Genomic DNA, 24,571 nt, shown 5'->3' with positions numbered 1-24,571 from the left:
TGTGTATTACAAAATAATAAGTTCTTTTGGTGATTTCGTTATTACTTCATTGCCTTCACTTGTTACAATGATATCATCTTCAATACGTACCCCGCCAACACCTGGAATATAAATACCTGGTTCTACTGTTACAGCCATACCTGGTTCAAGTACTGTATCAGAACGGAACGCTAAACCTGGTGCTTCATGGATTTCAAGACCGATTCCATGACCAGTAGAGTGTCCGAAGTATTCACCATATCCTTTTTCCGTTATGTAATCACGCGTTAATGCATCAGCCTCACGACCCGTTAAACCAGCTTTAATACCGTTCACACCACGTAGTTGTGCTTCTAAAACGATATTATAAATTTCTTTTAATTTATCAGATGGTTCACCGACTGCAATCGTACGAGTAATATCAGAGCAATATCCTTTGTAATAAGCGCCGAAGTCTAATGTAACGAAATCTCCTTTTTCTATCACTTTTTCAGATGCCACGCCGTGCGGTAATGCCGACCGAAGACCTGAAGCAACGATAATATCAAACGAAGAAGATGTTGCTCCTTGTTTTCTCATGAAAAATTCAAGTTCATTTGACACTTCAATTTCAGATACTCCCGGGCGAATGAATGATAGAATATGCTCAAAGGCAGCATCTGCAATCTGTGCAGCTTCCTTTAATATCTTAATCTCTGAATCAGTCTTTATCAAGCGTAACTTTTCTACAAGCCCAGAAGTTGGGATGAATTCAGCTTCGATCGCTTCATTATGCGTTACGTAAGAGCTATATGTAAGAGTATCTTGCTCAAATCCTAGCTTTTGAATTCCAAGTTCTTTAACTTGTTTCGCAACTTCATCAAGAATTAATCCTGGATGCTGCACTATTTCGTATCCAACCGCTTGCTTACTAGCTTGCTCTACATAACGGAAATCTGTAATAAATAGAGCACGCTCTTTTGAGATTAGTACAACACCAGCTGTTCCTGTGAAATTCGCCATATATCTACGGCTATGTTCATTCGTTAATACGATACCGTCAATACCAGCCTCATCAAACGCACTTCTTAATCTCTCGATCTTTTCCATTACTTTATGCCTCCCTCAATTTCTCCATTAATGCAAATAACGCTAACTTATAGCCATAAAAACCAAATCCAACAATTTGTCCCGCACAAACAGCCGCCGTCACAGATTCGTGACGGAACGATTCACGCTGGTGAATGTTAGAAATATGTACTTCAATAACAGGAATCGAAATGCTCGCAATTGCATCTCGAATCGCATAGCTATAATGCGTAAATGCTCCAGGATTTAAAATGATCCCTTCATATATATCTTCAGCCTCATGAAGACGATCGATAATAGCACCTTCATGATTCGATTGGAAACATTCTAACTCCACTCCCATTTTCTCTGCTTCGTGTTTCATATCTGTTTCAAGCGTCGCTAACGTTCCTTTTCCGTATACATTTACTTCCCTAACGCCAAGGCGATTTAGGTTAGGACCATTTACGAGGAGTAACTTTTTCATTTTCTTAAAACTCCTTAATATTAAAAAATGTCTATACGACATTTTAACATAGGAATCACTTATTTGAATAGTTTGTCTTCTCGACCCCTTCTCCTCTATTTGTATTATTCGATTCGAATGCTACAGAATACGAAATAAAAACACCATATAATATAAAGATACATATTGTCGTTACAATTGTTTCTTTCGGTAAATGGAGTGCACTTTTAATAACAGGTGCCATTAGCCCCATCCCCAAAAATAATAATGCCCACCAAAACAAACCGTATAGTACGCCAGGGAATACTCCTTCAAACTTTTTAAAAAGGGCTTTATAGAGAAATGCCACTAAAATTGAAAGAAGTCCCATACAAACGATACCTAGTACATTTCCCCAAACCCCTTCTTTCCAATCTCCAAATGCAAACGGTAAAAGTAAATAGTTAGGTCCAGCTTCTGTAAATGAGAATATATGAAGGAAATACCATATACCTCCCCAAAATAAGCCACCAAATAAACCAATTTGTACAAAGTTTCTTATTGTTGATTGTTCTTGATTCACATTGACACCTCCGCTCACTAGTATGCCCGAAACTATTTTGAGGCATGTTTAAATCCTGCAAAATTTGTCTATAAAAAGAATAAGAAATGTCCGACTCTCGTAACATTTTCCCTTGTCATCTGCCTGTATTTGTCGATAAAATAAAGGAAACTCGGTGATTGTCTTATTTCAAGATGACAAAACCAAGTATGACAATTGCCTCTTTTTCTACATAAGAGAGAAACAAATACAGGTTGGTGTTAACATGGCAGAAGAGTCAAAACAAATATATGGCGGGCAGGCAGTCATAGAAGGAGTTATGTTTGGCGGTAGAGAATATACTGTTACAGCGGTTCGTCGTAAAGATAAATCGATTGAATTTTATCGTTTACCACGCGTTCGTAATAAAGCATTATCTCTACTAAAGAAAATTCCATTTTTACGAGGTATTGCCGCTATTGTGGATGCAAGTGCGAATGGAGCGAAACATTTAAACTTTGCTTCAGAACGATTTGATGTCCACCCAGAAGAAGATGAACAACTTGCAAATAAAAAAGAAGAACAATCAAAATTAACGATGGTATTAGGAGTTGCAGCAGTTGGCGTTTTATCGTTCATATTTGGTAAAGTAATTTTCACAGCAGTTCCTGCACTTTTAGCTGAATTAACGAGACCGATTTTCCCATCTCATACAGGGCAAATCATTGTCGAAAGTGTCATTAAGCTCATGCTATTATTGAGCTATATATACTTCATTTCTTTAACCCCACTTATTAAGCGGGTATTTCAGTACCACGGTGCGGAACATAAAGTAATCAATGCTTATGAGAATAATCTTCCACTGACTGTAGAAAATGTTCAAAAGCAAACTCGCCTCCATTATCGCTGTGGGAGTAGCTTTATTATATTTACAGTCATTATTGGAATGTTTGTCTATTTCCTCGTCCCTACAGATCCGCTTTGGGCAAGGGTAGTAAACCGAATTTTATTAATTCCAGTTGTTCTCGGTATTTCTTTTGAAGTATTACAATTTACCAATCGATTACGAGATGTCCCTGTTTTACGAGTACTTGGATATCCAGGATTATGGCTGCAACTATTAACAACGAAAGAACCAACAGATGATCAAGCGGAAGTTGCAATCGCATCGTTTGAAGAATTATTACGTTTAGAAAACAAACAATAATTATTTAAAAATGGTGTTCAACTCCTTTCCTCATCGTTAATATACTAATTTTAATATATGTTTTTAGGAGGTGTCCCTTATGAACGGTCGTTCGTTTACATTCGCTATATTTGTGCTTATTATCGGATTGGCAATATTCGGCCTTGTTTCATCTGTTATTACAAATCCAATGGAAGTATTGAAAAACATTGGTATCATGTTAGCTGTCGTCGGTATCTTTTACTTACTCTACAAAATGTTTACAAACTCTAGTGGTTCTGCAAATTCGCAAAGCTCATATAAGCGTGCAGCGAAACAATCGAACCGCAAACACGGGAAACAAAATGTAGCACCCCTAAGCAATTCTTTCTTGAAACGAAATGCTTCTGATGACAAGGGGAAAAAGGGTAATTCTCCATCGTTGAAAAGAAAAAGAAAACAATCTCATTTAACTGTCATTGAAGGTAAAAAAAACAAAAAGAAAGACCGTGCTTCCTTTTAGGAAATACGGTCTTTTTTTATCCCGGTTGGTGCGGGGCTAATAATCAGTGGAAGATGCGAAAAACCCTACTGATTAAAGTTTCACTTTATATGTTGAAGCACTTCTTTCAAACTTTTCTCTTTCATACTTTCGATACGAAGGTGATGGTTTTCAAATTGCAAATTTCTTGTCACATCATTAGGTACGACGACACACTTTAATCCTGCTGCCACCGCTGCTTTCAATCCATTCAATGAATCTTCAAATACAACAGCTTCTGATGGTTCAATTTCTAATTCTTCTATCGTAACTTTATAAAGAGCTGGATCTGGTTTTACCTTCTCTACATCTTCTCGGGTTTTAATCACTTCAAAATAATCTCTAATTTGTAGCTCTTCTAAAAAACGAACGACCCACTCCCTAGATGAACTAGAGGCTAATGCGATTTTCAATCCAAGTTCTTTCGCTTCTTCTAAATATTCTTTTACCCCGTCACGCGCTTTTGGTATTTTCATTTTCTCTTTATGTAAAGTTGTTACTTTTCCCTTTAATGCATGCTCGTTAAATTTTTCTTTTAATTGCTCTTTTAAATATGCATAAAGCACTTCATCTGTCGTTCCAATACATTTTGCAAATTCCTCTAAAGGTAACTCACCGCCGTATTCACGAACAGCATCTCTGAAAGAGTGAAACCATATTGTTTCTGTGTCCACAATTAATCCATCAAAATCAAAAATAATTGCTTTCATTATTCTCCCGTCCTTTTCGATTGAAATAAAAAAGGAAACGCCACACGTTCCCCTTAATTACTTTTCTCTTCATTTGCTTTTTGAACACCACGAAGTGTTTTTACTCGAACTTCATCTTGTTCAAAGTATTGTACTAAATCACCGATACGGTCAATTGATTCCCAACTTAAATGATGTTCAATTCCTTCTACATCATTATAAATTTTGCTTTCATCCACACCGATAATGCGCATAAACTGTTCTAACAATTCATGACGATATACGAGACGTTCTCCGATTTTTTTACCTTTTGATGTTAATACAAGCCCTCTATATTTTTCATAAATTAGATATTCGTCTTTGTCTAATTTTTGTACCATTTTTGTTACAGAGGATGGATGTACACTAAGCGCTTCAGCAATATCAGATACACGGGCATAACCCTTTTCATCAATCAACAAATAAATTTGTTCAATATAATCTTCCATACTAGGGGTAGGCATCGGTTTCCTCCATCCAATTTCATTTTGCTTATTCCGTACGAAGCAATCAATAAAATGATACACCAGAAAGAATAACGTGACAAGGTGGAAACGAGCCTAAATATATAAAACAAAAAAAGAATCCAGATTCCCCTTATGTAAAATATTGAATTTCTGCATCGGGAAAATACTCATATATATAACCTCGTATTGTTTCTTCTAATACTTCCACATCATCCTTTTGATATACATATTTCCCAATACCGTATCGTCCCCATTTATATTTCCGCTTCTCTTCATCCATTTCAAGTTTCGTATTCGGATAACGTTCTTGAATGACTTTTTTGGCTGGTTTCGTAAAACGATGTTGAATTAATTCGAACGTTAAATTTGGTATCGTCATGTCTTTTAACGCATTGTACAATCGTTCAAACAATTCACGGTACCCTTCTTCCCACCCTTCATGCATATAAATTGGCGCAACAATAAAGCCAAGAGGATAATTAGCCCCCGCTACTTTACGAGCAGCCTCAATTCGCTCTTCAAATGGCGATGTCCCTGGTTCAAAATTTTTAATAACATAACGTGAATTAATACTAAATCGAAAACGCGTTTTCCCATTATGCTTTGCATCTAATAAATGATCAACATGCGAATATTTCGTAACGAAACGCAAACGTCCATGTTCACTTTCTCCGATAAACTCTATCGCCCGTTTTAATGCATGTGTCAAATGATCAATTCCAACGATGTCTGATGTACACGCCGCTTCAAATCTTGTTATTTCAGGGGCCCTTTCATCCATATATTGCTTTGCCTTCTCAAAGATTTCATCTAGATTCACATACACCCTTACGTAAGGTTTACTCCCAAGTGTCGTTTGCAAATAACAATAATGACAATGTCCCATACACCCTGTTGCAAGCGGAATTGCATATTCAGCTGAAGGTTTTGATGTATCGAACTTTAACGTCTTCCTCACCCCAACGACAAGTGTTGCTTTTGCATTACGATACTTTTGCAATTCATTTTCCCCTGGAAAATTTCTAATTTGATTGTGTGATGTCGTTTCACGGATTTCTAATCCCATCTTCGTAAACTTCTCATAAAGCTCTTTTCCAAGCGGATATTCGAGTGCCCTCGGTTCAAAGTAAACGAGTTTTGGCATAAATGGTTTCATGTACTTCCCTCCTCTCATTAGTATGGGAAGCACATGAAAATTAACACAGATTAAAGTTTTCCACTTCAGTAACTTGCGTTGCAAGTTACTGACTGTTATAATTTGGATAACAGCTACCTTGCAAGGCAAGTTACCTGGATAAAAGGTGGTGAAATCATGCACAGCCAAATGTTAAAAGGTGTACTAGAAGGTTGCATTCTATATATCATTTCACAAGAAGAAGTGTACGGATATGAACTAAGTACAAAATTAAATAAACACGGCTTTACATTCGTAAGTGAAGGAAGCATCTATCCTTTATTGTTACGCATGCAAAAAGAGAAACTTATTGAAGGTACATTAAAGGCTTCCTCTCTGGGACCGAAGCGAAAATATTATCACGTAACTGATAAGGGATTAGAACAACTTGAAGAATTTAAAAAAAGTTGGGGAATGGTTTCAACGACGGTAAACAACTTATTACAAGGGGAGTGATAGGGATGAAGGCGAAAGACATGGTTGAATTGAACAATAAAAAACGCGAACTTCTAACACCTGAAAACGAAGCTGCTTACGGTGATATGCTAGTATATCTCCGATTATCTAACGTACCCGAACAAAAATTAGAAGAACTTTTATTAGAAATATTAGATCATCTCATCGAAGCACAAGCAGAAAATAAAAATGCTTATGATATTTTCGGAAATGATTTACGATCTTACTGCGATGAACTTATATCAGCTTTACCAACTCAAACAAAGCTAGAACAAACTTCTTTAATCGGTTTTGTTATTAGCTTACTTCTTGCTATACAGTTTGGAATAGATGCACTTGTTTCGACTTTCATTTTAATCTTCGGGAAGAATATCGAACAATTAAGCCCAGCTTTTAGCATCCCTGGAACCACTTTGTTCGTTTCACTTATTATACTAGGCATACTTTTCATTTTATATTTATTAAAGCGCTATTCCTTTGATCAAAAGATGAATTGGAAAAGAAGGATTCTATTTGGATTTGCATTTGCTACTCCATTTTGTTCAGCTGTATTTTTAAATGTCTATTTTAAAAAACAACCTTATCTCATTTATCATCTAACCTTTTGGCAAAACACTTTAATCGCTATTCTATTTTATATTTTATATAAATTACTATACAAAAAATCAAATTTTTAACAGCCCTTCAAACGGCTGTTTTTCTTCTGTATAATTTTACAAATTGAAAAATTTCATAAAGAAAATAAGAAAAATGCAAAATAATTAAAGTTAATTGTTGACGTGATGCTTTTATTATCGGTATCATAAATCTTCGTGAGCAATTATTTTTCGTTATACGATTTTTTTATTATTACTGAATTTTTGAGAGGAGAAATTTGATGTCAGTTAAGAAGAAAACGCAAGTACGCACCGGCAAAATGGTACGTGAACTAATGTTAGCAGACGAAGATGTAAATGCTTCGCTAATTATGGTATATAGTGAAAACGGTGTAAACGCAGAAATTAAAATCGAGGGCTTAACGCCGAAATGTAACGAAGAATTATTTTTGAGCGGAAACGTGGATTGGAACAAGAGTGTTATTTATAAAATTGTTGATTTCACTGGGAACGCTGAGGTTGGTAAAGTTACATTAACAGCGATGAACAAAAATAATGTTTCTCTAGAAGTTGAACGCGTTATGTGGAGCAAAGAAAATAAAGAAGCTGCTGAGCAAGAAGAAACAGTTGTAGAAGCTACTCCGAAAAAAGAAGTAGTTGTAGAAGCTCCAAAAGCAGTTACACCTGCTCCAAAGCCTATTACGCGAGTAGAAACACCTGCTGCATCTAAACCTACTCCGGTACCAACACCGAAGTCAGTAAGTGTTGAAGCAGCTATAGAACTATCTACTCCAGCACCTGTGAAAAAAGCAGTACCTACTCCAGTTACAAAGCAAGAGACAGCACCGGTTACTCCTATAAAACCGAAGCAACCTGCTTTGACTGAAACAAATACAAAACTACAAGAAAATTATGTTAAACTTGTGAAAAAGACAATTGAAGTTTGTCAAGATTACGAGCTTGGCATCGACATAGATGATTCTATTGAAGGATTAAAAAAAGAGCTACAAAGCCAAGGTATTAGCGTTACATTCGACAAAGAAATTATGGACGTTGTAAATCGCCTTCGTTCTTTACAAGATAAAGGAATCAAAGTAGAAAAAGTACTTAATTTACTATAAAAATAAGGAGATGGCGGTCGCCATCTCCTTATTTTTTATAATTCCATTCATTACTTTCATACTTCTCTTTTGCTAAAGTTTGAACTTCATGAAGCTGTTCTTCTGTTAGTTCATACGGCACAAGCTCTATATCTAAACCTTTTTCAAATCCAGTTTCAAACGCTTTAATTAACTGCTCAATCGTAAATGTGCGGTCTGTTAATTCATTAATCGCTACCGCTTTAGAAGAAAACATGTTTTTCATACGCTCTTTTACTCGCTCATTTGGGAATAAAAATAGGTCGTATAACTCATCTAAATCTATTTCTAACGGAATAGAACCGTGTTGTAAGATAACACCTTTTTGACGTGTTTGGGCACTACCCGCGATTTTTCTTCCTTCAACTACAATCTCATACCAAGATGGCGCATCAAAACATACTCCTGAACGCGGATTTTTTAAATTCTCACGATCCGCTTCTGTTTTCGGAACTGCATAATACGCTTCTAATCCTAATGCCTTAAAACCGTCCAATAAGCCTTGCGAAATAATTCGGTATGCTTCTGTAACTGTTTTTGGCATATTCGGATGATCTTCAGACACAATAACACTGTACGTTAATTCTTTGTCATGTAGTACACCCCTGCCGCCTGTTTGACGACGAACGAATCCATATTTTTTTTCGTTAACTACATCCATATTTATATCTTTTTCAACACGCTGGAAATACCCGACTGTTAATGTTGGTACTTCCCATTCATAAAAACGAATTGTTGGTGGCATTTTCTTTTCACTTTGCCAATTTAATAAACATTCATCTAACGCCATATTAAATGCTGGTGAACATTGACCAGAGTTAATATAACACCATTTTTCTTTTCCCATCCTGCACCTCATATAACCAATTATTTTTCACATTCTCTAGTCTACCAAATTCGACAAAATTTGTGAAAGAATACGAAATTTCTTCTTATATACAAATGAATCTGTTGCATAAATACATACGGGCATTATAATATTGAAAGTAGGATAAGAAAAAAGGAGCGATAGAATCGTGTCAACAAACTTGATTATTATACTAGCCGCAATTGCAGCATTCATCGGCTACACTGTATGGATGTATTTCTATCAGAAAAAATTAATTAAAACACTTTCAGAAGAAGAATTTCGCGCTGGCTACCGTAAAGCACAGCTTATCGATATTCGCGAAGCAGATGAATTTAACGCGGGACATATTTTAGGTGCGCGTAACATTCCATTATCACAAATTCGCCTTCGCCACAAAGAACTTCGCCAAGATCAACCGGTTTATTTATATTGCCAAAGCGGATTCCGTACAGGTCGTGCAGCTCAATACTTAAAAAAACAAGGCTACACAGATTTCTACCAATTAAAAGGTGGATTTAAATCTTGGTCAGGCAAAATTAAAAAGAAATAACATACAAAAACTAGCTGCACGATACAGCTAGTTTTTTATTCCATATTGTTCGCAATGTACAGTAGATTTTGTTTAATCACATCTTCATCTTTCTCATCTACATTACGATATAATAGCTGATATTCAATCCCCTTCTCTTTCCATATAAGCGTAGCAAATTCGTCCCCTCGCTCGTAATCATCCTTATTTTTAAAATAAGCAGGTGCTCCATTATTCAATTTCATTTGTTCTTGAAATCGATTCTCTTCTACGAGGTATGGAAAACTGTAAGAAAAGTTGGCCACTGTTAATTCTATATAATCGTGCCTTCCTTTCTCTTGTTGCTTATATTTAATCGTTAAGACAGCATTCTTCTTTCCCATCGTTCTTACCTCTCCCTGCACATCACTCGTAATGTCATAAGGTAAAAACGTTGGAACTTTAAACTTTGCCGGAAAATATTTTGGAAGTTCCTTTAGCGGAATCGGATCAGTAACACGGTCCTTAGCCCCTCCTGTTGTTCCTACAAATGTTTTTTCTTCTTGCATCGTTTGCTGAAATGAACATGAGCTAAGTATTACACTAGAAAACACGAAACAAATGATTCCTTTTTTCAATTTGTTTCCGCCCTTTCATACCGCTCTCTTAACGAGTGAAGCGTTTATACTCTCTACTATTCGCTTCGTTATCAAACGCCTCCTCCGAAAACTTTCCACGTTATTCTCACACATTCTGACAAAAATTATTTGCAGACATACAAAAAAGACCCCACTATTCTTACGCCCAAATAAAAAGGTTACGCGAACAACAGAAGTCATGCTTATAACATAGATTGTGAAAAGCTTTTCAGGTCAAGATTTTTTTCATTCTTATTATTTTCCCCTTATAATTAAGGAAAGAGGTGATACATATGGCCAATATAAAACAAATTGCAAAAACTGCTGGTGTATCTATATCAACTGTTTCTCGTGTCCTTAATAATCATCCTTACGTAAAAGAGGAAAAACGTAAGCGTGTTTTAGATGCAGTTGAAGAATTGAACTATGCAAAAAATATAAATGCTATCCATTTAATAAAGGGTAAAACATATACAATTGGCGTTATGCTACCTTTTATTAATCTTCCGTACTTTAGCACGATCATTGAAGGAATCGGAAACGAAGCGTTAGCAGCTGGATATCATATTAATTTATGCCAAACGAATTACGATAGTATTGAAGAAATTCGCGTTCTTGAAATGATGAAAATGAAACAATTTGACGGGATGATTATTTGCTCTCGCACGAGTTCATGGGAACAAATTGAACCGTTCGCAAAATTTGCCCCTATTATTTCATGTGAAAAAATGAACCATCCCCTCATTTCATCTGTCTATGTAGATCATTACGAAGGATTCCGCCTTGGTACTTCCTATTTACTCAGTAAAGGTCATGAAAAAATCGGCATTTGTTTAGCAAGAAAAACAAGTGTTAATTCAATCGAGCGTGAAAAAGCTTTCGCCGACACTCTCCGTCACGAAGGAAAAACAGTACACCCTGATTGGATTTTCCATCAATGTTATACGATGCAGGACGGGGCAAAAATACTTCATCGTATTTTAAACATGAAAAATCGTCCAACCGCTATTTTCACAGCGAACGATCAAGTAGCTGCTGGTTTATTAACAGAGGCAAAAAAACATGGCATTCGCATACCTGAAGACCTCGCTATCCTGGGATTTGATAACCATGAAATTTCAAAAGCATTAGAAATTACAACTATTGAGCATCCCGGGCTCACAATGGGATCACGTGCTTTTTCTTTATTTCATAAACAGATACAAAACGAACACATTATTGGAAACTCAGAAGAACTTTCATTCCATTTAATTGAGCGAAAAACAGTCTAGAAAAGAGTGCCAACCATAGCACTCTTTTTTCAGTTCTTCACCTATTGACTTTATATTTTTTATCTCATATAATGAACCTAACGAACGGTAGGTAGGGGATGAAAATGACAGCAAACCGCATTAAAGCTGTAGCACTTTCTCATTTCGCGCGCTACGGCTACGAAGGAACTTCATTAGCAAATATTGCTCAAGAAGTTGGGATTAAAAAACCATCGATTTACGCACACTTTAAAGGAAAAGAAGAGCTATATTTTACATGCTTAGAATCCGCTCTTCAAAAAGATTTACAAAGCTTCACTGACGATATCGAAAATTTTTCAAAATCGTCTACTGAAGAATTGCTAGTAAATCTGTTAAAAGGTTATGCAAAACGATTTGGTGAAAGTGAAGAATCAATGTTTTGGTTACGAACTTCTTATTTTCCGCCGGATGCATTTCGCGAACAAATTATTGATAAAGCGAATGTACACATTGAAAATGTCGGAAAACTTTTATTCCCTGTGTTTAAAAGAGCAAGCGAACAAGATGAACTGCATAACATTGAAGTAAAAGATGCTTTGGAGGCTTTTTTATGCTTACTTGACGGCCTTATGGTTGAACTACTATACGCAGGTTTAAATCGTTTTGAGACACGTTTAGAAGCTTCTTGGAAAGTATTTTGGCGCGGACTTTCAAACTGACGGATTGCTCCTTTGCAATGCGTCGTTTTTAAGCCCTTTACCTAACGACTGGTAGGAAGGAGAAATGACATATGGCATGGATTTATGTAATCATAGCTGGTATTATTGAAATCTTTTGGGTTATTGGACTTAAAAAAGCGGAGGCACCACTTGAATGGGCTGGTGTTGCTCTATTAATTACAATTAGTTTCGTCTTATTATTTAGAGCATATAAAGATTTACCTGTCGGCACTGTATACGCAGTCTTTACAGGAATTGGAGCTGGTGGAATCGTTCTTACAGAGATTTTCATCTTCGGAGAACCTTTCTCTATCGTAAAAGTATTATTAATCGGTTTAATCTTCTTCGGAGTAATCGGTTTAAAACGAGTAACAGAAGAAAAAGAAGCGAAGGAGGCCGCATAAAATGGCTTGGGTATTTTTAATTCTAGCTGGTATTTGTGAAATTGTTGGTGTACTCTTTATGAAAGTAGCCACTGAAAAGAAAGGCTGGGCACCAAAAGTTATTTTAATCGCTAACTTTGGCGTAAGTTTCTTCTTCTTATCTCTTGCAATGAATACATTACCGATGGGAACTGCTTACGCAATTTGGACTGGAATCGGAACTGCCGGAAGTGCACTTCTCGGTATTCTTATTTTCCGCGAGTCAGCGGATTGGCGTCGCCTTGCCTTCTTAAGCTGCATTCTGTGCGGCGCTGTTGGCTTAAAATTATTAGGCTAACGTGAGGTGAATGTCATGTGGAAAGAAAAAGGAAAACAAATGTTAGCATGGATTACACTCGGGATCGTCATTCTATTACAAATAAGTTTTCATATAATAGAATGGCTGTTTCATAAAGTATTATCCATTCTTACATTCCTTCCTAACATGGCACTTGAAATTGCATCTATCGCTTGGTCAATTATTGCCTCCATTACAATCGTGATTATATGGAGTATCGCCAAGCTATGGAACAAGTTATTTAAAAAGGACAGTTCTTCTGAAAAGAAGTAACTGTCCTTTTTTATCCCGCATTAACGGGCAGTAAGACCCCCACTGATTAAAGTTTCACTTTATATTCATTCTGATTTTCTATAGAAATTTGATGCGATCAGACAAAGCAGACCAGCTATGACAATACTTATACCAATCCCTTTATGCAAATTAGGAAATGGCGGTGGTATATCCGAGTAAAAATTTGCTATTATGAGACCAATTGAAAATAAAAATACCCCAATTCTATATAACCACTTTCTTTTGTTCATCATTCTCCCTCCTAAAATTTTTCATATCCTTCTTTCTTTTGGACATACTACCTAAAAAAGGAGTGGGTTATATGCAAAATTCTATACATAAGCAGATCCTATTTTTATTTTTCCTCTTTCTCATTTTCGTTATCGTTTTCAGCTTTATATTACATACTCCGAAAGATGTGCCTAATAGCCTTTCTGTTTATAAACTTTTGCTCTCGTATTGCCGTTATTGAAGAAGGTGCCTTTTACGAGGCACCTTTTAAAATTCTCTCTTCTCATACAATTTCACTGAAACGAAGATAGATACTATGAACATGCAAATTGAACTAACGAATAACACGCTGTTGTATAGTTGAATTTGTTCCAGGTTGATTTGAAACAAAGTTTCTAAAATAACAATCGGCGCCATGACTATTACTATCGTAATAAAAATAGTTTTTTTATACCCTAGCCAAAACGATATCGGTAAAACAAAGCTTAAATACACTAAAATAAAGCTAATACTAGCAACCATTGTCGTTTCAATAAATTCAAATAGGTTAACCCCATTCTTCATTCCCATCGTGAAACAACCGACCGTTACGCTTATAAAGAGAATAATAATTGCTACTATATATTTCGCATACACAATTTGTTTTCTGAATATTGGCAAACTACTCACTATAACTTCACTCTCATTTTTACTATCTGCTTCAAATGTTTTTACTGTTGCCCCAATTGTAATAATTACTGACATAATTATGAACAGATTTTCCGTATCTGTTAAAGCCATATAAAAGAAAACAGGATACAATATGTACCAAATTAAAAATTTCCATTGAATGATGAAATCTTTTAAAATTAATTGCTTGATCATGTTTTACACCTCCTAGTATGAAAAGAGCCTCTTCTATAACTCTGCCTCCTGAAACATTTTCATTGAGAGAAACATTGATATGACTATACTTACTAACACTCCGATACCAAGAACACTCATTGCTAGTGTAGCCTCTTGAGAGTGGAGTACTTTTAACATAATTATTTCATCACCAAAAATATTGCACATAAGGCCAATCATACCCATTAAAGGAAAAATCATAATCACATTCAAGACAGTAATAGCTTTATATCCTCCAATGTAATTAGTAGGTATCGTTACTACACAATAAATCAAAGTTGCTACTATTGCTGAAAATATTGCATATCCAGGAATAACTATATCTCTGTTCAACAAAATATTTCCTAATATTACGACTATAGAAGTTATGCTCAAACCGACTATAATAAATAATGTGCTTGAAATATATTTAGCTATAACTATCTCTTTTCTCATTATCGGCAAACTCACTAATACTTTTTCTATTTTACTTTTCTCGTCATAATAAAAAGAAATATATATAATCGTACTACATGTTATAAATAATCCTATTGCAATCCCCATCGGTTCTACGGAATTTCTAAAAACAGATAAAATAGGTATTAAAAAATAGAAAGGAAACATCTTCTTCTGTAAGAAAAACTCCTTCAAAATCAACTGTTGCATATGAATTCCCCTCTCTATAAATCACGCGTTTCATAAATTTTAATTGTAAGAAACATAGAAGCGATATAGACACTAGCTAATATAATTCCTCCAACTATAAATACACCAATATGCACTGGATTCATAATCCACTCAATGAATGAAGGTGTTGTTTCATCCAATCCATCTCCTATGAATATCCAAGCAATTCCACCAACTACCATTGATGCTCCTGACACTATACTTCGTGCTATCTTTGACCTTGTAACATAATAACTAGGAAAGAATGTTACAACAAAAAATACGGCGTAAACAGCTCCATTTATTACTTCATACCATGGAATTTCAATGTATAGATTCGGATGATAGGTACCGATATCACCAATGACCACAATGCCTCTTACAAGAAAAACAACTAACATCGTAGAGAGTATGCCACCAACAATAAATATTGCACTGGAAACATATCTAGCAATTATGATATCCTTTCGGCTTACCGGTAAACTATTTATAATAATGTCACTGTTATTCCTTTCATCCATAAAAGTTAACGTCATAACGGAAGAAAGAGTTATAAATAGACAACTCATCGAAAATAACAATTCACCACTTGGATCTAACATAAATAATACAAGAGGCACAATTAGATTCACTAACCACGTTACCCTAAAAAAGAACAAATCTTTATATATGAGCTGACGCATAGGCACCTCTCCCTTTCGCAGTGTAAACGATGATATCATCTAATGTAGGTTTTTCTAGTACAACCTCATTTCCAAACCAATCTATAATTGCTTGTTTTTCCTTTGCGAGTCCTTCAAATCCGAATTTATTTTTGCGTAAGCCAACGAATAACTCTTTTCCTTCTCGATCCAATAAATCATTGCTCCCCTTTACGATTACGTAATTCTCCATTAATTCATCTTTCTCACCAGTAAATATAATTTCTCCATCGTTAATGAACGTAATATAATCTGCGATGCGCTCTAAGTCTGTTGTAATGTGCGTTGAGAATAATACGGATACTTCATCTTCCATTACAATTTCTTGCAAAATATCAAGTAATTCACTTCGAACAACTGGATCTAATCCTGCTGTCGGTTCATCCATAATGATAAACTCCGCGTGATGTGAAAGTGCAATGGCAATCGCAAATTTCATTTTCATCCCTTTTGAGAGTTCTTTAATTTTTTTATACTTCGGAACTTGTAATCTGTGCATATACGATTTGTATTGCTCTTCGTCCCACTTTTTATATAATGGTGCAATAATACGCTTCATTTGTTCACACGTTAAATCTTCGTAATAATGATTTTCATCATATACAAAACCGATATTTTGTTTTATTTCCTTTTCGGCTTTCTTATTGTCCTTGCCAAAAACTTTTATATCGCCGCTATCTTTTCTAATTAAATTCATAATCATTTTGATCGTCGTACTTTTCCCAGCTCCATTCGGTCCAACAAATCCCATAATATATCCTCGTGGTAATGTAAAACTTACATTTTTCACTGAGAAATCTTGATAACTTTTACAAACGTTTTTTAGCTCTAACATCCCTTATTCCCCCTCATATAAACACGCAATCATCTGCTGTAAATCTTCAAGTGAAAGCTGCAACGCTTTACTTTCATTTACAACCTCTTCCACTTTACTTTCCAATAAACGAAGCCTTTGTTCTTTTAGTAGTTCATTATTTTTACGTGAAACATAAGTCCCTTTCCCAGCAACAGTTTCTATATATCCTTCTTTTTCAAGCTCCTCGTACGCACGCTTCGTTGTAATTACACTAATTTGTAATTCCTTCGCTAAGCTACGAATAGACGGTAATTGGTCTCCACCCTTTAAACCACCATTTAAAATAAGCTGGCTTAATTGTTTTCTTATTTGCACATAAATAGGGTCTTGGGAAGAATTCGAAATAATAATATTCATGTTTTCCTCCAGTGTGTATATACTGTATATACCTTATATACACAGTATATACACAACATCCTATTTTTGGCAAGAAAAAAAGACCAACATTTTCCTGTTGGTCTTTCGTATATGTATCACTTTTCAAAGCGATCTAACATTTCGTCTCTCATTCCGAAACTAACAACCGCAATTCCTACATACATAAAAAGAAGGAATGCTGGATGAACTGTATTGTACCAGCTGCTATCAACAATTAAATAAATCGTTAACGCCACAACAAGAACAAACGCTAAAATAAACATATAAAAGTGTCGTGTATTACCCATGATAAACTCCTCTCTTCTCTCTTCACCATTCAACAGTATATTGTATCGAATAATTCGATATGACTCAAGGTTAACTTTCTGTTATGTAATCAAGTTCTACCTTTACAATGTCCTCACACGCTATTGAAATGATTGTTCCTTGTTTATCAATCGCTGTCACTTCTCTATTATCCATTACACGGTGCGCTACTCTTTCTAACACTTTCCCTTGGTCTCGGTAACAAAATTCTTTTACATCTTTAATTGTTTCTCCATTTTCTAAATGGTATACCATTCTATAACATCGATATCCCACGCTTCCACCCCCGTCTTGCTCGTTTTTTCACATATACATAAAAATGAGTAATTTCTACCTCATCACATCTTCTTAATTTCAATAAAATTCTAACAAAAATAAATACTTTTATCAAACCGACTTTTTCAACAAAATCACCTATAAAACCGCATCTTTACAGCAATATGAAACAAAAAATATAAATTTTTAACATTTTTTTCATTCTAGCCACACCAATTTTGCAAAAAAAAGAACCCGCATGTAGCGAGTTCTTTTTTTTCCAATCACACTTGTACAGGTGCTAGCTTTTCATAACGTAAAACTGGTTTACGAGCAGCCAATGTTTCATCTAAACGTTTTATTACTGTTGTATGTGGTGCTTCTTGTACAACTTCTGGATTTTCTTCTACCTCTTTAGCAATTTGAATCATCTTATCAATGAAACCATCTAATGTTTCTTTTGATTCTGTTTCTGTTGGCTCAATCATAATACATTCTTCCACATTTAATGGGAAGTAAATTGTTGGTGGATGGTAACCGAAATCAAGCAGACGTTTTGCAATATCTAATGTACGTACACCAAGTTTCTTTTGACGACGACCTGACAATACGAATTCATGCTTGCAATGTCTATCGAACGGAAGATCATAGAATGGTGCTAATCTTCTCATCATATAGTTCGCATTTAATACAGCATACTCAGTTACTGCACGCAAGCCATCTGGGCCCATAGAACGAATATATGTGTATGCACGAACGTTAATTCCGAAGTTACCATAGAATGGTTTCACACGCCCAATTGCTTCTGGACGATCATAGTTAAAGTGATAGCCATTTTCCGTTTTCTCTAAAATCGGCTTTGGTAAGTACGGAATTAAATCAGCTTTCACACCTACTGGACCAGAACCTGGACCACCGCCGCCATGCGGACCTGTAAATGTTTTATGAAGGTTTAAATGCACAACGTCAAATCCCATATCTCCTGGGCGTGCTTGGCTTAATACCGCATTTAAGTTTGCACCATCATAGTATAATTTACCGCCTGCGTTATGGACGATTTCTGCCATTTCTAAAATATTTTCTTCGAATAGGCCTAATGTATTTGGATTTGTTAACATAAGTGCTGCTGTTTCTTCGTTTACAACACGTTTTAAATCATCTAAGTCAACAAGACCATGTTCATTTGATTTCACCGTAATTGTTTCAAAACCAGCTACTGTTGCAGACGCCGGGTTTGTTCCGTGAGCAGAGTCAGGAACAATTACTTTCGTACGGTTAAAGTCACCGTTCGCTTCATGATATGCACGAATCAACATTAATCCTGTCCATTCTCCGTGTGCACCAGCTGCTGGTTGTAACGTAACAGTATCCATACCTGTAATTTCAATTAAATGTTCTTGTAAGTCATACATTAATTCCATTGCACCTTGCACTGTTTTTTCATCTTGAAGTGGATGAATATTTGCAAAGCCTGCGAAACGAGCTACGTTTTCATTAATTTTCGGATTATATTTCATCGTACAAGACCCAAGTGGATAGAATCCAGAATCCACACCGTGGTTACGGTTTGAAAGCGCTGTGTAATGGCGCATAATATCAAGTTCAGATACTTCTGGAAGCTCTGCATCTTCTACTCGAATATAATCACTCTCAAACACATCTTCTAATTTTACTTCTTCTACATCTAATTTGGGTAAGCTATATCCTACGCGTCCTTCTTTAGTCACTTCAAAAATAAGTGCTTGGTCTTGGTTCTTCATTGGATAGCCCCCATTTCGTTTACAAGTGTGTCAATTTCCTCTTTTGTACGAAGCTCTGTTACCGCTACAAGCATATGGTCTTCATGCTCTTTATAATCACGGCCTAGGTCGTAACCACCGATAATATTCTTTTGTATTAATACATCATTTATTTCTTTAACTGGACGTTTACAATCTACAACAAATTCATTAAAGAATGGTCCAGCGAACGTTACTGTGAAACCTTTCGCTTCAAATTGACGTTTCGCATATTGTGCTTTAGAAATGTTTTGACGTGCCATTTCTTTTACACCTTGTTTGCCAAGTGCCGTCATTGCAACAGAAGCTGCTAATGCATTTAACGCTTGGTTTGAACAAATGTTAGACGTCGCTTTATCACGACGAATATGCTGTTCACGTGCTTGTAACGTTAATACAAATCCACGTTTACCATCTGAATCTACAGTTTGTCCGACAAGACGTCCTGGAATTTTACGCATAAATGCTTTCGTTGTTGCAAAGTAACCACAGTGCGGTCCACCAAACTGCGTTGGGATACCGAATGGTTGTGCATCACCGATTACAACATCAGCACCGAATTTTCCTGGCGGTGTTAATGCGCCTAATGATAATGGATTTGAAGAAACGATAAATAATGATTTTTGTTGATGAACGATTTTTTCGATATCAGCTAACTTTTCCACTTGTCCGAAGAAGTTTGGATATTGAACGATTACACAAGCAACTGTATCATCTACTTCACTTTGTAATACTTCTAAATCTGTTACACCGTTTTTATGATCAATTTCAACAACTTCAAGATTTTGACCTTTTGCATATGTTTCAAGTACTGCTCTTGATTCTGGATGAACTGCCTTAGATACAAGAATTTTCTTTTTACGAGTATGACCAGCTGCTAGCATTGCCGCTTCAGCTAAAGCTGTACCTCCGTCATACATAGAAGAGTTTGCTACATCCATTCCTGTTAATTCACAAATCATTGTTTGGAATTCAAAAATTGCTTGTAATTCCCCTTGTGAAATTTCTGGTTGGTATGGTGTGTAAGCTGTATAAAACTCTGAACGAGAAATAACATGATCAACAATTACTGGAGCGTAATGATCGTATACACCTGCTCCTAAGAAAGAAGCATATTCTTTTAAGTTCGCATTTTTGCTAGCCATTTGAGATAGCTCTTTTAAAAGCTCTGGCTCTGATTTTGCTTCTTTAATTTTTAAATCCCCTTTAAAACGAACACTCTCTGGAATATCAGAGAATAACTCATCAATCGTTTGAACGCCGATTGTTTGTAACATTTCTTTTTTGTCTTCTTCTGTCATTGGAAGATAACGATGCAACATGAAATCTACCCCTCTCCCCGTTACTTTGAACGTTTATAAAATGGTGTTGGAACAACTACTGCTTTGACGCGTTTATTACGAATTTCAATTTCTACTTCTGTATCAACTGCTGCGTATTTTACATCAATTAGTGCTAAACCAATGCTTTTCTTTAACGTTGGAGATTGTGTACCACTCGTTACTTCCCCGATTTTTTCTTCTCCTATAAATACAGGGTAATGCGTACGAGGAATACCGCGTTCGATTACTTCGATGCCGACTAATTTACGAGATGCACCGTTTTCTTTTTGCTCTTTTAACGTTTCTTTTCCAAAGAAATCTGCTTCTTTATTTGGTTTTACCGCAAAGCCAATTCCCGCTTCAATCGGTGTAATATCTTTTGATAACTCTTGTCCGTATAACGGAAGTGTTGCTTCGAAGCGAAGTGTATCACGAGCACCTAAGCCACATGGTTTTAAGCCCTCTTCTGCTCCCACTTCAAGAAGTTTCTCCCAAAGTTTTGCTGCATCTTCACTCTTACAGTAAATTTCGAATCCATCTTCACCTGTGTAACCTGTACGAGATACAAGTGCAGGAATTCCATCTACAAGAATATTATTTTTAAATTTAAAGAACTTAATTTCTTTTAAATCTTCTGACACAACTTTTTGTAAAATGCCTTCTGCTTTTGGTCCTTGAATTGCAAGCTGCGCAACTTCACTAGAAACATTGACTACTTTCGCATCGCCAATTACATGGCTAGCTAACCATTCGTAATCTTTCTCGATATTTGATGCATTGATTACTAATAAATAGTCTTCTTCACCACGTTTGTAGATTAATAAATCATCTACTGTGCCACCATTTTCATAGCACATAGCTGTATATTGTGCGCCCCCTACCTTTAAGGTAGATACGTCATTTGTAACAACACGTTGTAAAAATGCTAAACTATCTACACCTTTTACCTCTACTTCTCCCATATGAGATACATCGAACAAACCTGCTCCTGTACGTACAGCTTCATGTTCCTCTTTAATGCTTGAAAATTGAACTGGTAATTCCCAACCACCGAAGTCGACTGTTTTCCCACCATACTTCGCGTATACATCAAATAACGGTGTACGTTGTAATGTAATCATGCTCTTTCCCCCTTATGCTCTGACAAATCAATAAAAGTTGCTTCCCATATCTAAACATTTTCATTCTGAAAAGATAAGGTTATACGGAATCTCAGTATATTTTTTTATGAAAGCGTAAATAAAAAGTTACTTTCTTGGATAAAATACGAAAGATTCCACACATTTCACACCATTATCCTAACATTATTCGCTATATTTCATCAATATTCTAGCATAAAAAATAATTTAGAATTTTTCATTCTTAATCTTATTAAATACAAATTTTGAAATTTAGCCCTTTATCATTGCCTATTCTTTAACTTTTAGTAATTGTGATAGCGCCTTATTACGAGGCTTATAATAAAGATTTTTTAAATAATCACTTTAGTTTATAAAAGGTGGGAGAGTCTTAATGAATGTCGATATTTCCGTAGATCGAACGTGGCAAAACAATTTTTTAAAAAGAATTGATGAAGATGGTCCTTGGACAAATTGGGATTTATATCATTTAGCTTATAAAACAGAGAAATCGTTACTCGTCCCTACTTTTGATGGATTGCAAGCACCGAAACATTTATCACATTTCACGCCGCTTCCACATCAATTAGAGGTCGCTCAAAATGTCATTGAAAAAATGAATGGTAAAGCGATTCTAGCAGACGAAGTCGGACTTGGAAAAACGATTGAAGCTGGACTTATTTTAAAAGAATATATGGTTCGAGGACTTGTAAAAAAGGTACTCATTCTCGTTCCAGCTTCTCTCGTATCTCAGTGGGCGTATGAACTAAACACAAAATTTTTTATTCCTGCGGTCGCTCAAAAGAAAAGTTATTCTTGGGAACAAGCTGATGTCATCGTTTCATCAATCGATACTGCGAAACGTTCACCGCATCGCGATATCGTTTTAAACCTAGAGTATGACCTTATTATTATCGATGAAGCACATAAACTAAAAAATAATAAAACAAAAAACTATGAATTTGCACAGCGATTAAAAAAGAAGTTTTGTTTATTACTAACTGCAACTCCTGTTCAAAATAAAATCGATGAAATCTTCAACCTCGTTTCTTTATTAAAACCAGGTCATTTAGGCAATCAATCTAATTTTGAAGAATATTACGCTTCCAAAAATCGTTCCACTGAATCCGATGAAGATTTAAAAGCTCTTATCAATAAAGTAATGGTTCGAAATAGACGCAATAACACTGGCATTGATTGGCCGAAGAGGCATGTACGAACAATCTTCGTTGAATTCAATGAAGAAGAACAAGCTTTGTATAATGAAATTGAAAATTGGCGTGGACAAGATGCCGTCACATCTGCTTTCTCATCCTTAACTTTAAAACGGGAAGCATGTAGTAGTCGTGAAGCTGTTTACTATTCATTAAAAAAACATGTAGAAAAAAGACAGAAAGAAAATGAGCACTACATAAAGGACCCACATATTGATGTGCTGATGGACAAAATTAATCATATTCCGTTCAACTCCAAAGCAAATAAAGCACTAGAGCTTATAAAAGAAGTTGACGATAAAGTCATTATCTTCACTGAATATAGAGCTTCACAAATGTATTTACAATGGTTCTTACAACAACATGGCATTTCCTCTGTTCCATTTCGCGGTGGATTTAAGCGCGGGAAGAAAGATTGGATGAAGGAGCTTTTCCAAAATCATGCCCAAGTATTAATTGCGACCGAAGCTGGTGGTGAAGGAATTAACTTACAATTTTGTAGCCATATGATTAATTACGACTTACCGTGGAATCCAATGCGACTCGAGCAAAGGATTGGACGTATTCACCGTCTTGGACAAAAAAATGATGTTCACATTTATAACTTAGCAACAAAGCACACTGTTGAAGAGCACATTTTAAAACTACTATATGAAAAAATTAATTTATTTGAACGTGTAATCGGTGAACTCGATGAAATTTTAACGAGAATCAACATGAAAAATATTGATGCGCATATTCAAGAAATTTTCGCGCAGTCAAAAAGCGAAGGTGAAATTCGAATCAAGATGGAAAATTTAACATCTATTATCGATTTTGCGAAGCGCAATGAAGCAGAGGTGCAGGACTATGCAGCAAAATGAAATTCATAATTACTTATATAATTTTTTTGAGGCGAATAACTGCGAAATTTTAGAACGTTCCCCTCACCTATTAGACGTGCAGTTAACAATTGAAATGGATAAATTATTAATGAACCGCCCTTTCTATTGGCACTATCTTGAAAAAACAGGAGGCGTTCCGAACCCGATGCGCCTTACTCTTATTACAAATCCAGAAAACGAAGAAAACGACGGTGAACTTATTCATTACGGTTCACCCCGTTTGCATCAAATATTTGAAACAACAAAAGAACTAGGTTCATACATACGTTTATATGAGGAAGTGAAACATAGCGGTGCAACTCATACCCCCCTTCATCCTTGGCTTGGTGTAAATATAAAAGTATCTTATCAATGCGACCGAAAAAAAGACATACTTCATTCCATCGGTATTCATCTTATTTCCGGGACAATGATTGCAAACTTTCATGACACTTTAGCAGAGATCAAACTCACACCGAAAATACCTGACTTTTGTTTTACCCTCTCACCTATCATTAAGCCACAAAGTGGCTTACAACGTATAGAGGATGCTTTAAAAAATATAATCGCAGAAGATGACCATACGTGGGCAAAAGAAGCGAGAGTGCGTTGGAATCACGATTTAGACCTTTTAAATCGATTTTACGAAGATAGCGATGAACTTCCAGAAAGCTATGAAATTGAAAAGCAAGCATTACAAGAACAATACGAACCACGCATTACAATACAAATTATAAACGGTGGTCTCTTTTATGTTACCGCAAATCATTTTCTATCTTAAAGAAAGCTCCTTCAGATTGA

General features: G+C 35.7%; 32 protein-coding genes. 13 read left to right on the top strand and 19 right to left on the bottom strand.

What is annotated here, in order from left to right; translation table 11 throughout:
• Window positions 1-6 precede the first annotated feature (6 nt).
• Genes pepQ through AC0IXC_RS10675 form a run of 3 tightly spaced genes read right to left on the bottom strand, consistent with a single transcriptional unit; the run spans window position 7 to window position 2,054 of the window.
• Window positions 7-1,068: a Xaa-Pro dipeptidase gene (gene pepQ / locus AC0IXC_RS10685; RefSeq protein ID WP_002033991.1), complete on the bottom strand. Its 1,062-nt coding sequence runs from the start codon at window positions 1,066-1,068 to the stop codon at window positions 7-9.
• Window positions 1,069-1,072: 4 nt separating this feature from the next.
• Window positions 1,073-1,513, bottom strand: a complete 441-nt coding sequence (gene aroQ / locus AC0IXC_RS10680) for a type II 3-dehydroquinate dehydratase (RefSeq protein ID WP_002015049.1) — start codon at window positions 1,511-1,513, stop codon at window positions 1,073-1,075.
• A gap of 55 nt (window positions 1,514-1,568) precedes the next feature.
• Entirely contained in the window at window positions 1,569-2,054 is a 486-nt protein-coding gene (locus tag AC0IXC_RS10675) for a YqhR family membrane protein (protein ID WP_002015048.1), read from the bottom strand.
• Window positions 2,055-2,298: 244 nt separating this feature from the next.
• On the opposite strand from AC0IXC_RS10675, the gene AC0IXC_RS10670 reads away from it, so the two are divergent.
• Together AC0IXC_RS10670 and AC0IXC_RS10665 are read left to right on the top strand one after the other, a co-directional pair.
• Window positions 2,299-3,219, top strand: coding sequence for a DUF1385 domain-containing protein (locus AC0IXC_RS10670; RefSeq protein WP_002015047.1), 921 nt, complete (start codon window positions 2,299-2,301; stop codon window positions 3,217-3,219).
• Between the two features lie 79 nt (window positions 3,220-3,298).
• Window positions 3,299-3,700, top strand: coding sequence for an SA1362 family protein (locus AC0IXC_RS10665; RefSeq protein WP_002015046.1), 402 nt, complete (start codon window positions 3,299-3,301; stop codon window positions 3,698-3,700).
• Between the two features lie 80 nt (window positions 3,701-3,780).
• On the opposite strand, the gene AC0IXC_RS10660 is transcribed toward AC0IXC_RS10665, so the two are convergent.
• From AC0IXC_RS10660 to splB, 3 genes are all read right to left on the bottom strand, one after another.
• Window positions 3,781-4,428 carry an HAD family hydrolase gene (locus AC0IXC_RS10660; protein WP_061674774.1) on the bottom strand — a complete coding sequence of 216 codons (648 nt, stop codon included), beginning with the start codon at window positions 4,426-4,428 and terminating at the stop codon, window positions 3,781-3,783.
• A 53-nt stretch (window positions 4,429-4,481) separates the two neighbouring features.
• Window positions 4,482-4,910 carry a transcriptional regulator MntR gene (gene mntR, locus AC0IXC_RS10655; protein WP_002143106.1) on the bottom strand — a complete coding sequence of 143 codons (429 nt, stop codon included), beginning with the start codon at window positions 4,908-4,910 and terminating at the stop codon, window positions 4,482-4,484.
• A 133-nt stretch (window positions 4,911-5,043) separates the two neighbouring features.
• Window positions 5,044-6,069: a spore photoproduct lyase gene (splB, locus tag AC0IXC_RS10650; protein WP_002015042.1), complete on the bottom strand. Its 1,026-nt coding sequence runs from the start codon at window positions 6,067-6,069 to the stop codon at window positions 5,044-5,046.
• A gap of 156 nt (window positions 6,070-6,225) precedes the next feature.
• Between splB and AC0IXC_RS10645 the strand changes: the two genes are divergently transcribed.
• From AC0IXC_RS10645 to AC0IXC_RS10635, 3 genes are all read left to right on the top strand, one after another.
• Window positions 6,226-6,543, top strand: coding sequence for a PadR family transcriptional regulator (locus AC0IXC_RS10645; protein ID WP_000556081.1), 318 nt, complete (start codon window positions 6,226-6,228; stop codon window positions 6,541-6,543).
• 5 nt (window positions 6,544-6,548) lie between these two features.
• Window positions 6,549-7,220 (top strand): DUF1129 family protein, encoded by a 672-nt coding sequence (locus AC0IXC_RS10640; RefSeq protein WP_471652878.1) that lies wholly within the window; start codon window positions 6,549-6,551, stop codon window positions 7,218-7,220.
• Window positions 7,221-7,420: 200 nt separating this feature from the next.
• A complete protein-coding gene (locus tag AC0IXC_RS10635) occupies window positions 7,421-8,260 on the top strand; it encodes a hypothetical protein (RefSeq protein WP_061689629.1) in 840 nt (279 codons plus the stop codon).
• A 28-nt stretch (window positions 8,261-8,288) separates the two neighbouring features.
• Here the strand turns inward: AC0IXC_RS10635 and AC0IXC_RS10630 are convergent, their stop codons facing one another.
• Window positions 8,289-9,125 carry a lipoate--protein ligase family protein gene (locus AC0IXC_RS10630; RefSeq protein WP_002033999.1) on the bottom strand — a complete coding sequence of 279 codons (837 nt, stop codon included), beginning with the start codon at window positions 9,123-9,125 and terminating at the stop codon, window positions 8,289-8,291.
• A gap of 169 nt (window positions 9,126-9,294) precedes the next feature.
• Here AC0IXC_RS10630 and AC0IXC_RS10625 point away from each other — a divergent pair, with 169 nt between their 5' ends.
• Complete coding sequence (locus AC0IXC_RS10625) at window positions 9,295-9,678, top strand: rhodanese-like domain-containing protein (protein WP_002034000.1); 384 nt, start codon at window positions 9,295-9,297, stop codon at window positions 9,676-9,678.
• Between the two features lie 35 nt (window positions 9,679-9,713).
• Here AC0IXC_RS10625 and AC0IXC_RS10620 read toward each other — a convergent pair whose 3' ends face one another.
• Window positions 9,714-10,250 carry a hypothetical protein gene (locus AC0IXC_RS10620; RefSeq protein ID WP_016100627.1) on the bottom strand — a complete coding sequence of 179 codons (537 nt, stop codon included), beginning with the start codon at window positions 10,248-10,250 and terminating at the stop codon, window positions 9,714-9,716.
• Window positions 10,251-10,567: 317 nt separating this feature from the next.
• Between AC0IXC_RS10620 and AC0IXC_RS10615 the strand changes: the two genes are divergently transcribed.
• The 5 genes from AC0IXC_RS10615 to AC0IXC_RS10595 all read left to right on the top strand — a co-directional run bounded on the left by AC0IXC_RS10615 (window position 10,568) and on the right by AC0IXC_RS10595 (window position 13,218).
• Window positions 10,568-11,545 carry a LacI family DNA-binding transcriptional regulator gene (locus tag AC0IXC_RS10615; RefSeq protein ID WP_002034002.1) on the top strand — a complete coding sequence of 326 codons (978 nt, stop codon included), beginning with the start codon at window positions 10,568-10,570 and terminating at the stop codon, window positions 11,543-11,545.
• Window positions 11,546-11,643: 98 nt separating this feature from the next.
• Window positions 11,644-12,225, top strand: coding sequence for a TetR/AcrR family transcriptional regulator (locus AC0IXC_RS10610; RefSeq protein ID WP_002034003.1), 582 nt, complete (start codon window positions 11,644-11,646; stop codon window positions 12,223-12,225).
• A 71-nt stretch (window positions 12,226-12,296) separates the two neighbouring features.
• Complete coding sequence (locus AC0IXC_RS10605; RefSeq protein WP_000312339.1) at window positions 12,297-12,629, top strand: DMT family transporter; 333 nt, start codon at window positions 12,297-12,299, stop codon at window positions 12,627-12,629.
• A 1-nt stretch (window position 12,630) separates the two neighbouring features.
• Window positions 12,631-12,945 carry a DMT family transporter gene (locus AC0IXC_RS10600; RefSeq protein WP_002015033.1) on the top strand — a complete coding sequence of 105 codons (315 nt, stop codon included), beginning with the start codon at window positions 12,631-12,633 and terminating at the stop codon, window positions 12,943-12,945.
• 15 nt (window positions 12,946-12,960) lie between these two features.
• On the top strand, window positions 12,961-13,218 hold the full coding sequence (locus AC0IXC_RS10595; protein ID WP_002034004.1) for a DUF3975 family protein: 258 nt from the start codon (window positions 12,961-12,963) through the stop codon (window positions 13,216-13,218).
• A 65-nt stretch (window positions 13,219-13,283) separates the two neighbouring features.
• Here the strand turns inward: AC0IXC_RS10595 and AC0IXC_RS10590 are convergent, their stop codons facing one another.
• The 11 genes from AC0IXC_RS10590 to gcvT all read right to left on the bottom strand — a co-directional run bounded on the left by AC0IXC_RS10590 (window position 13,284) and on the right by gcvT (window position 21,696).
• Window positions 13,284-13,469: a hypothetical protein gene (locus AC0IXC_RS10590; RefSeq protein ID WP_033709420.1), complete on the bottom strand. Its 186-nt coding sequence runs from the start codon at window positions 13,467-13,469 to the stop codon at window positions 13,284-13,286.
• Window positions 13,470-13,716: 247 nt separating this feature from the next.
• Window positions 13,717-14,313: an ABC-2 transporter permease gene (locus AC0IXC_RS10585; RefSeq protein ID WP_002034005.1), complete on the bottom strand. Its 597-nt coding sequence runs from the start codon at window positions 14,311-14,313 to the stop codon at window positions 13,717-13,719.
• Between the two features lie 33 nt (window positions 14,314-14,346).
• The gene (locus AC0IXC_RS10580) at window positions 14,347-14,979 is read right to left on the bottom strand and encodes an ABC-2 transporter permease (protein ID WP_002034007.1); all 633 of its coding nucleotides are present in this window, start codon (window positions 14,977-14,979) and stop codon (window positions 14,347-14,349) included.
• A gap of 14 nt (window positions 14,980-14,993) precedes the next feature.
• On the bottom strand, window positions 14,994-15,662 hold the full coding sequence (locus AC0IXC_RS10575) for an ABC-2 transporter permease (RefSeq protein ID WP_002143120.1): 669 nt from the start codon (window positions 15,660-15,662) through the stop codon (window positions 14,994-14,996).
• Window positions 15,643-16,515: an ABC transporter ATP-binding protein gene (locus tag AC0IXC_RS10570; protein ID WP_215590178.1), complete on the bottom strand. Its 873-nt coding sequence runs from the start codon at window positions 16,513-16,515 to the stop codon at window positions 15,643-15,645. The genes AC0IXC_RS10575 and AC0IXC_RS10570 overlap by 20 nt, the downstream gene beginning before the upstream one ends.
• 3 nt (window positions 16,516-16,518) lie before the next feature.
• Window positions 16,519-16,893, bottom strand: coding sequence for a GntR family transcriptional regulator (locus tag AC0IXC_RS10565; protein WP_002015024.1), 375 nt, complete (start codon window positions 16,891-16,893; stop codon window positions 16,519-16,521).
• Between the two features lie 116 nt (window positions 16,894-17,009).
• Window positions 17,010-17,201, bottom strand: a complete 192-nt coding sequence (locus AC0IXC_RS10560; RefSeq protein WP_002088608.1) for a hypothetical protein — start codon at window positions 17,199-17,201, stop codon at window positions 17,010-17,012.
• 70 nt (window positions 17,202-17,271) lie between these two features.
• On the bottom strand, window positions 17,272-17,475 hold the full coding sequence (locus tag AC0IXC_RS10555) for a DUF3929 family protein (protein ID WP_000262495.1): 204 nt from the start codon (window positions 17,473-17,475) through the stop codon (window positions 17,272-17,274).
• 284 nt (window positions 17,476-17,759) lie between these two features.
• Window positions 17,760-19,235, bottom strand: coding sequence for an aminomethyl-transferring glycine dehydrogenase subunit 2 (gene gcvPB / locus AC0IXC_RS10550; RefSeq protein ID WP_002122485.1), 1,476 nt, complete (start codon window positions 19,233-19,235; stop codon window positions 17,760-17,762).
• Complete coding sequence (gene gcvPA / locus AC0IXC_RS10545) at window positions 19,232-20,575, bottom strand: aminomethyl-transferring glycine dehydrogenase subunit 1 (RefSeq protein ID WP_002034012.1); 1,344 nt, start codon at window positions 20,573-20,575, stop codon at window positions 19,232-19,234. Before gcvPA ends, gcvPB begins: the two co-directional genes overlap by 4 nt.
• Window positions 20,576-20,595: 20 nt before the next feature.
• Complete coding sequence (gcvT, locus tag AC0IXC_RS10540; RefSeq protein ID WP_002034013.1) at window positions 20,596-21,696, bottom strand: glycine cleavage system aminomethyltransferase GcvT; 1,101 nt, start codon at window positions 21,694-21,696, stop codon at window positions 20,596-20,598.
• Between the two features lie 391 nt (window positions 21,697-22,087).
• Between gcvT and AC0IXC_RS10535 the strand changes: the two genes are divergently transcribed.
• Complete coding sequence (locus tag AC0IXC_RS10535) at window positions 22,088-23,770, top strand: DEAD/DEAH box helicase (RefSeq protein WP_471652877.1); 1,683 nt, start codon at window positions 22,088-22,090, stop codon at window positions 23,768-23,770.
• Window positions 23,757-24,551, top strand: coding sequence for a YqhG family protein (locus AC0IXC_RS10530; protein ID WP_002138323.1), 795 nt, complete (start codon window positions 23,757-23,759; stop codon window positions 24,549-24,551). The genes AC0IXC_RS10535 and AC0IXC_RS10530 overlap by 14 nt, the downstream gene beginning before the upstream one ends.
• The last annotated feature ends 20 nt before the right edge of the window (window positions 24,552-24,571 follow it).

This window comes from Bacillus sp. AC266 (assembly GCF_979253805.1).
This window is presented reverse-complemented; position numbering and strand designations above follow the sequence as displayed.

Excerpts from the sequence above, each read along its gene's own strand:
- pepQ (WP_002033991.1), bottom strand. The coding sequence starts at position 1,068 with ATGGAAAAGATCGAGAGATTAAGAAGTGCGTTTGATGAGGCTGGTATT.
- aroQ (WP_002015049.1), bottom strand. The coding sequence starts at position 1,513 with ATGAAAAAGTTACTCCTCGTAAATGGTCCTAACCTAAATCGCCTTGGC.
- AC0IXC_RS10670 (WP_002015047.1), top strand. The coding sequence starts at position 2,299 with ATGGCAGAAGAGTCAAAACAAATATATGGCGGGCAGGCAGTCATAGAA.
- AC0IXC_RS10665 (WP_002015046.1), top strand. The coding sequence starts at position 3,299 with ATGAACGGTCGTTCGTTTACATTCGCTATATTTGTGCTTATTATCGGA.
- AC0IXC_RS10660 (WP_061674774.1), bottom strand. The coding sequence starts at position 4,428 with ATGAAAGCAATTATTTTTGATTTTGATGGATTAATTGTGGACACAGAA.
- mntR (WP_002143106.1), bottom strand. The coding sequence starts at position 4,910 with ATGCCTACCCCTAGTATGGAAGATTATATTGAACAAATTTATTTGTTG.
- splB (WP_002015042.1), bottom strand. The coding sequence starts at position 6,069 with ATGAAACCATTTATGCCAAAACTCGTTTACTTTGAACCGAGGGCACTC.
- AC0IXC_RS10645 (WP_000556081.1), top strand. The coding sequence starts at position 6,226 with ATGCACAGCCAAATGTTAAAAGGTGTACTAGAAGGTTGCATTCTATAT.
- AC0IXC_RS10640 (WP_471652878.1), top strand. The coding sequence starts at position 6,549 with ATGAAGGCGAAAGACATGGTTGAATTGAACAATAAAAAACGCGAACTT.
- AC0IXC_RS10635 (WP_061689629.1), top strand. The coding sequence starts at position 7,421 with ATGTCAGTTAAGAAGAAAACGCAAGTACGCACCGGCAAAATGGTACGT.
- AC0IXC_RS10630 (WP_002033999.1), bottom strand. The coding sequence starts at position 9,125 with ATGGGAAAAGAAAAATGGTGTTATATTAACTCTGGTCAATGTTCACCA.
- AC0IXC_RS10615 (WP_002034002.1), top strand. The coding sequence starts at position 10,568 with ATGGCCAATATAAAACAAATTGCAAAAACTGCTGGTGTATCTATATCA.
- AC0IXC_RS10610 (WP_002034003.1), top strand. The coding sequence starts at position 11,644 with ATGAAAATGACAGCAAACCGCATTAAAGCTGTAGCACTTTCTCATTTC.
- AC0IXC_RS10605 (WP_000312339.1), top strand. The coding sequence starts at position 12,297 with ATGGCATGGATTTATGTAATCATAGCTGGTATTATTGAAATCTTTTGG.
- AC0IXC_RS10600 (WP_002015033.1), top strand. The coding sequence starts at position 12,631 with ATGGCTTGGGTATTTTTAATTCTAGCTGGTATTTGTGAAATTGTTGGT.
- AC0IXC_RS10595 (WP_002034004.1), top strand. The coding sequence starts at position 12,961 with ATGTGGAAAGAAAAAGGAAAACAAATGTTAGCATGGATTACACTCGGG.
- AC0IXC_RS10590 (WP_033709420.1), bottom strand. The coding sequence starts at position 13,469 with ATGAACAAAAGAAAGTGGTTATATAGAATTGGGGTATTTTTATTTTCA.
- AC0IXC_RS10585 (WP_002034005.1), bottom strand. The coding sequence starts at position 14,313 with ATGATCAAGCAATTAATTTTAAAAGATTTCATCATTCAATGGAAATTT.
- AC0IXC_RS10580 (WP_002034007.1), bottom strand. The coding sequence starts at position 14,979 with ATGCAACAGTTGATTTTGAAGGAGTTTTTCTTACAGAAGAAGATGTTT.
- AC0IXC_RS10575 (WP_002143120.1), bottom strand. The coding sequence starts at position 15,662 with ATGCGTCAGCTCATATATAAAGATTTGTTCTTTTTTAGGGTAACGTGG.
- AC0IXC_RS10570 (WP_215590178.1), bottom strand. The coding sequence starts at position 16,515 with ATGTTAGAGCTAAAAAACGTTTGTAAAAGTTATCAAGATTTCTCAGTG.
- AC0IXC_RS10565 (WP_002015024.1), bottom strand. The coding sequence starts at position 16,893 with ATGAATATTATTATTTCGAATTCTTCCCAAGACCCTATTTATGTGCAA.
- AC0IXC_RS10560 (WP_002088608.1), bottom strand. The coding sequence starts at position 17,201 with ATGGGTAATACACGACACTTTTATATGTTTATTTTAGCGTTTGTTCTT.
- AC0IXC_RS10555 (WP_000262495.1), bottom strand. The coding sequence starts at position 17,475 with ATGGTATACCATTTAGAAAATGGAGAAACAATTAAAGATGTAAAAGAA.
- gcvPB (WP_002122485.1), bottom strand. The coding sequence starts at position 19,235 with ATGAAGAACCAAGACCAAGCACTTATTTTTGAAGTGACTAAAGAAGGA.
- gcvPA (WP_002034012.1), bottom strand. The coding sequence starts at position 20,575 with ATGTTGCATCGTTATCTTCCAATGACAGAAGAAGACAAAAAAGAAATG.
- gcvT (WP_002034013.1), bottom strand. The coding sequence starts at position 21,696 with ATGATTACATTACAACGTACACCGTTATTTGATGTATACGCGAAGTAT.
- AC0IXC_RS10535 (WP_471652877.1), top strand. The coding sequence starts at position 22,088 with ATGAATGTCGATATTTCCGTAGATCGAACGTGGCAAAACAATTTTTTA.
- AC0IXC_RS10530 (WP_002138323.1), top strand. The coding sequence starts at position 23,757 with ATGCAGCAAAATGAAATTCATAATTACTTATATAATTTTTTTGAGGCG.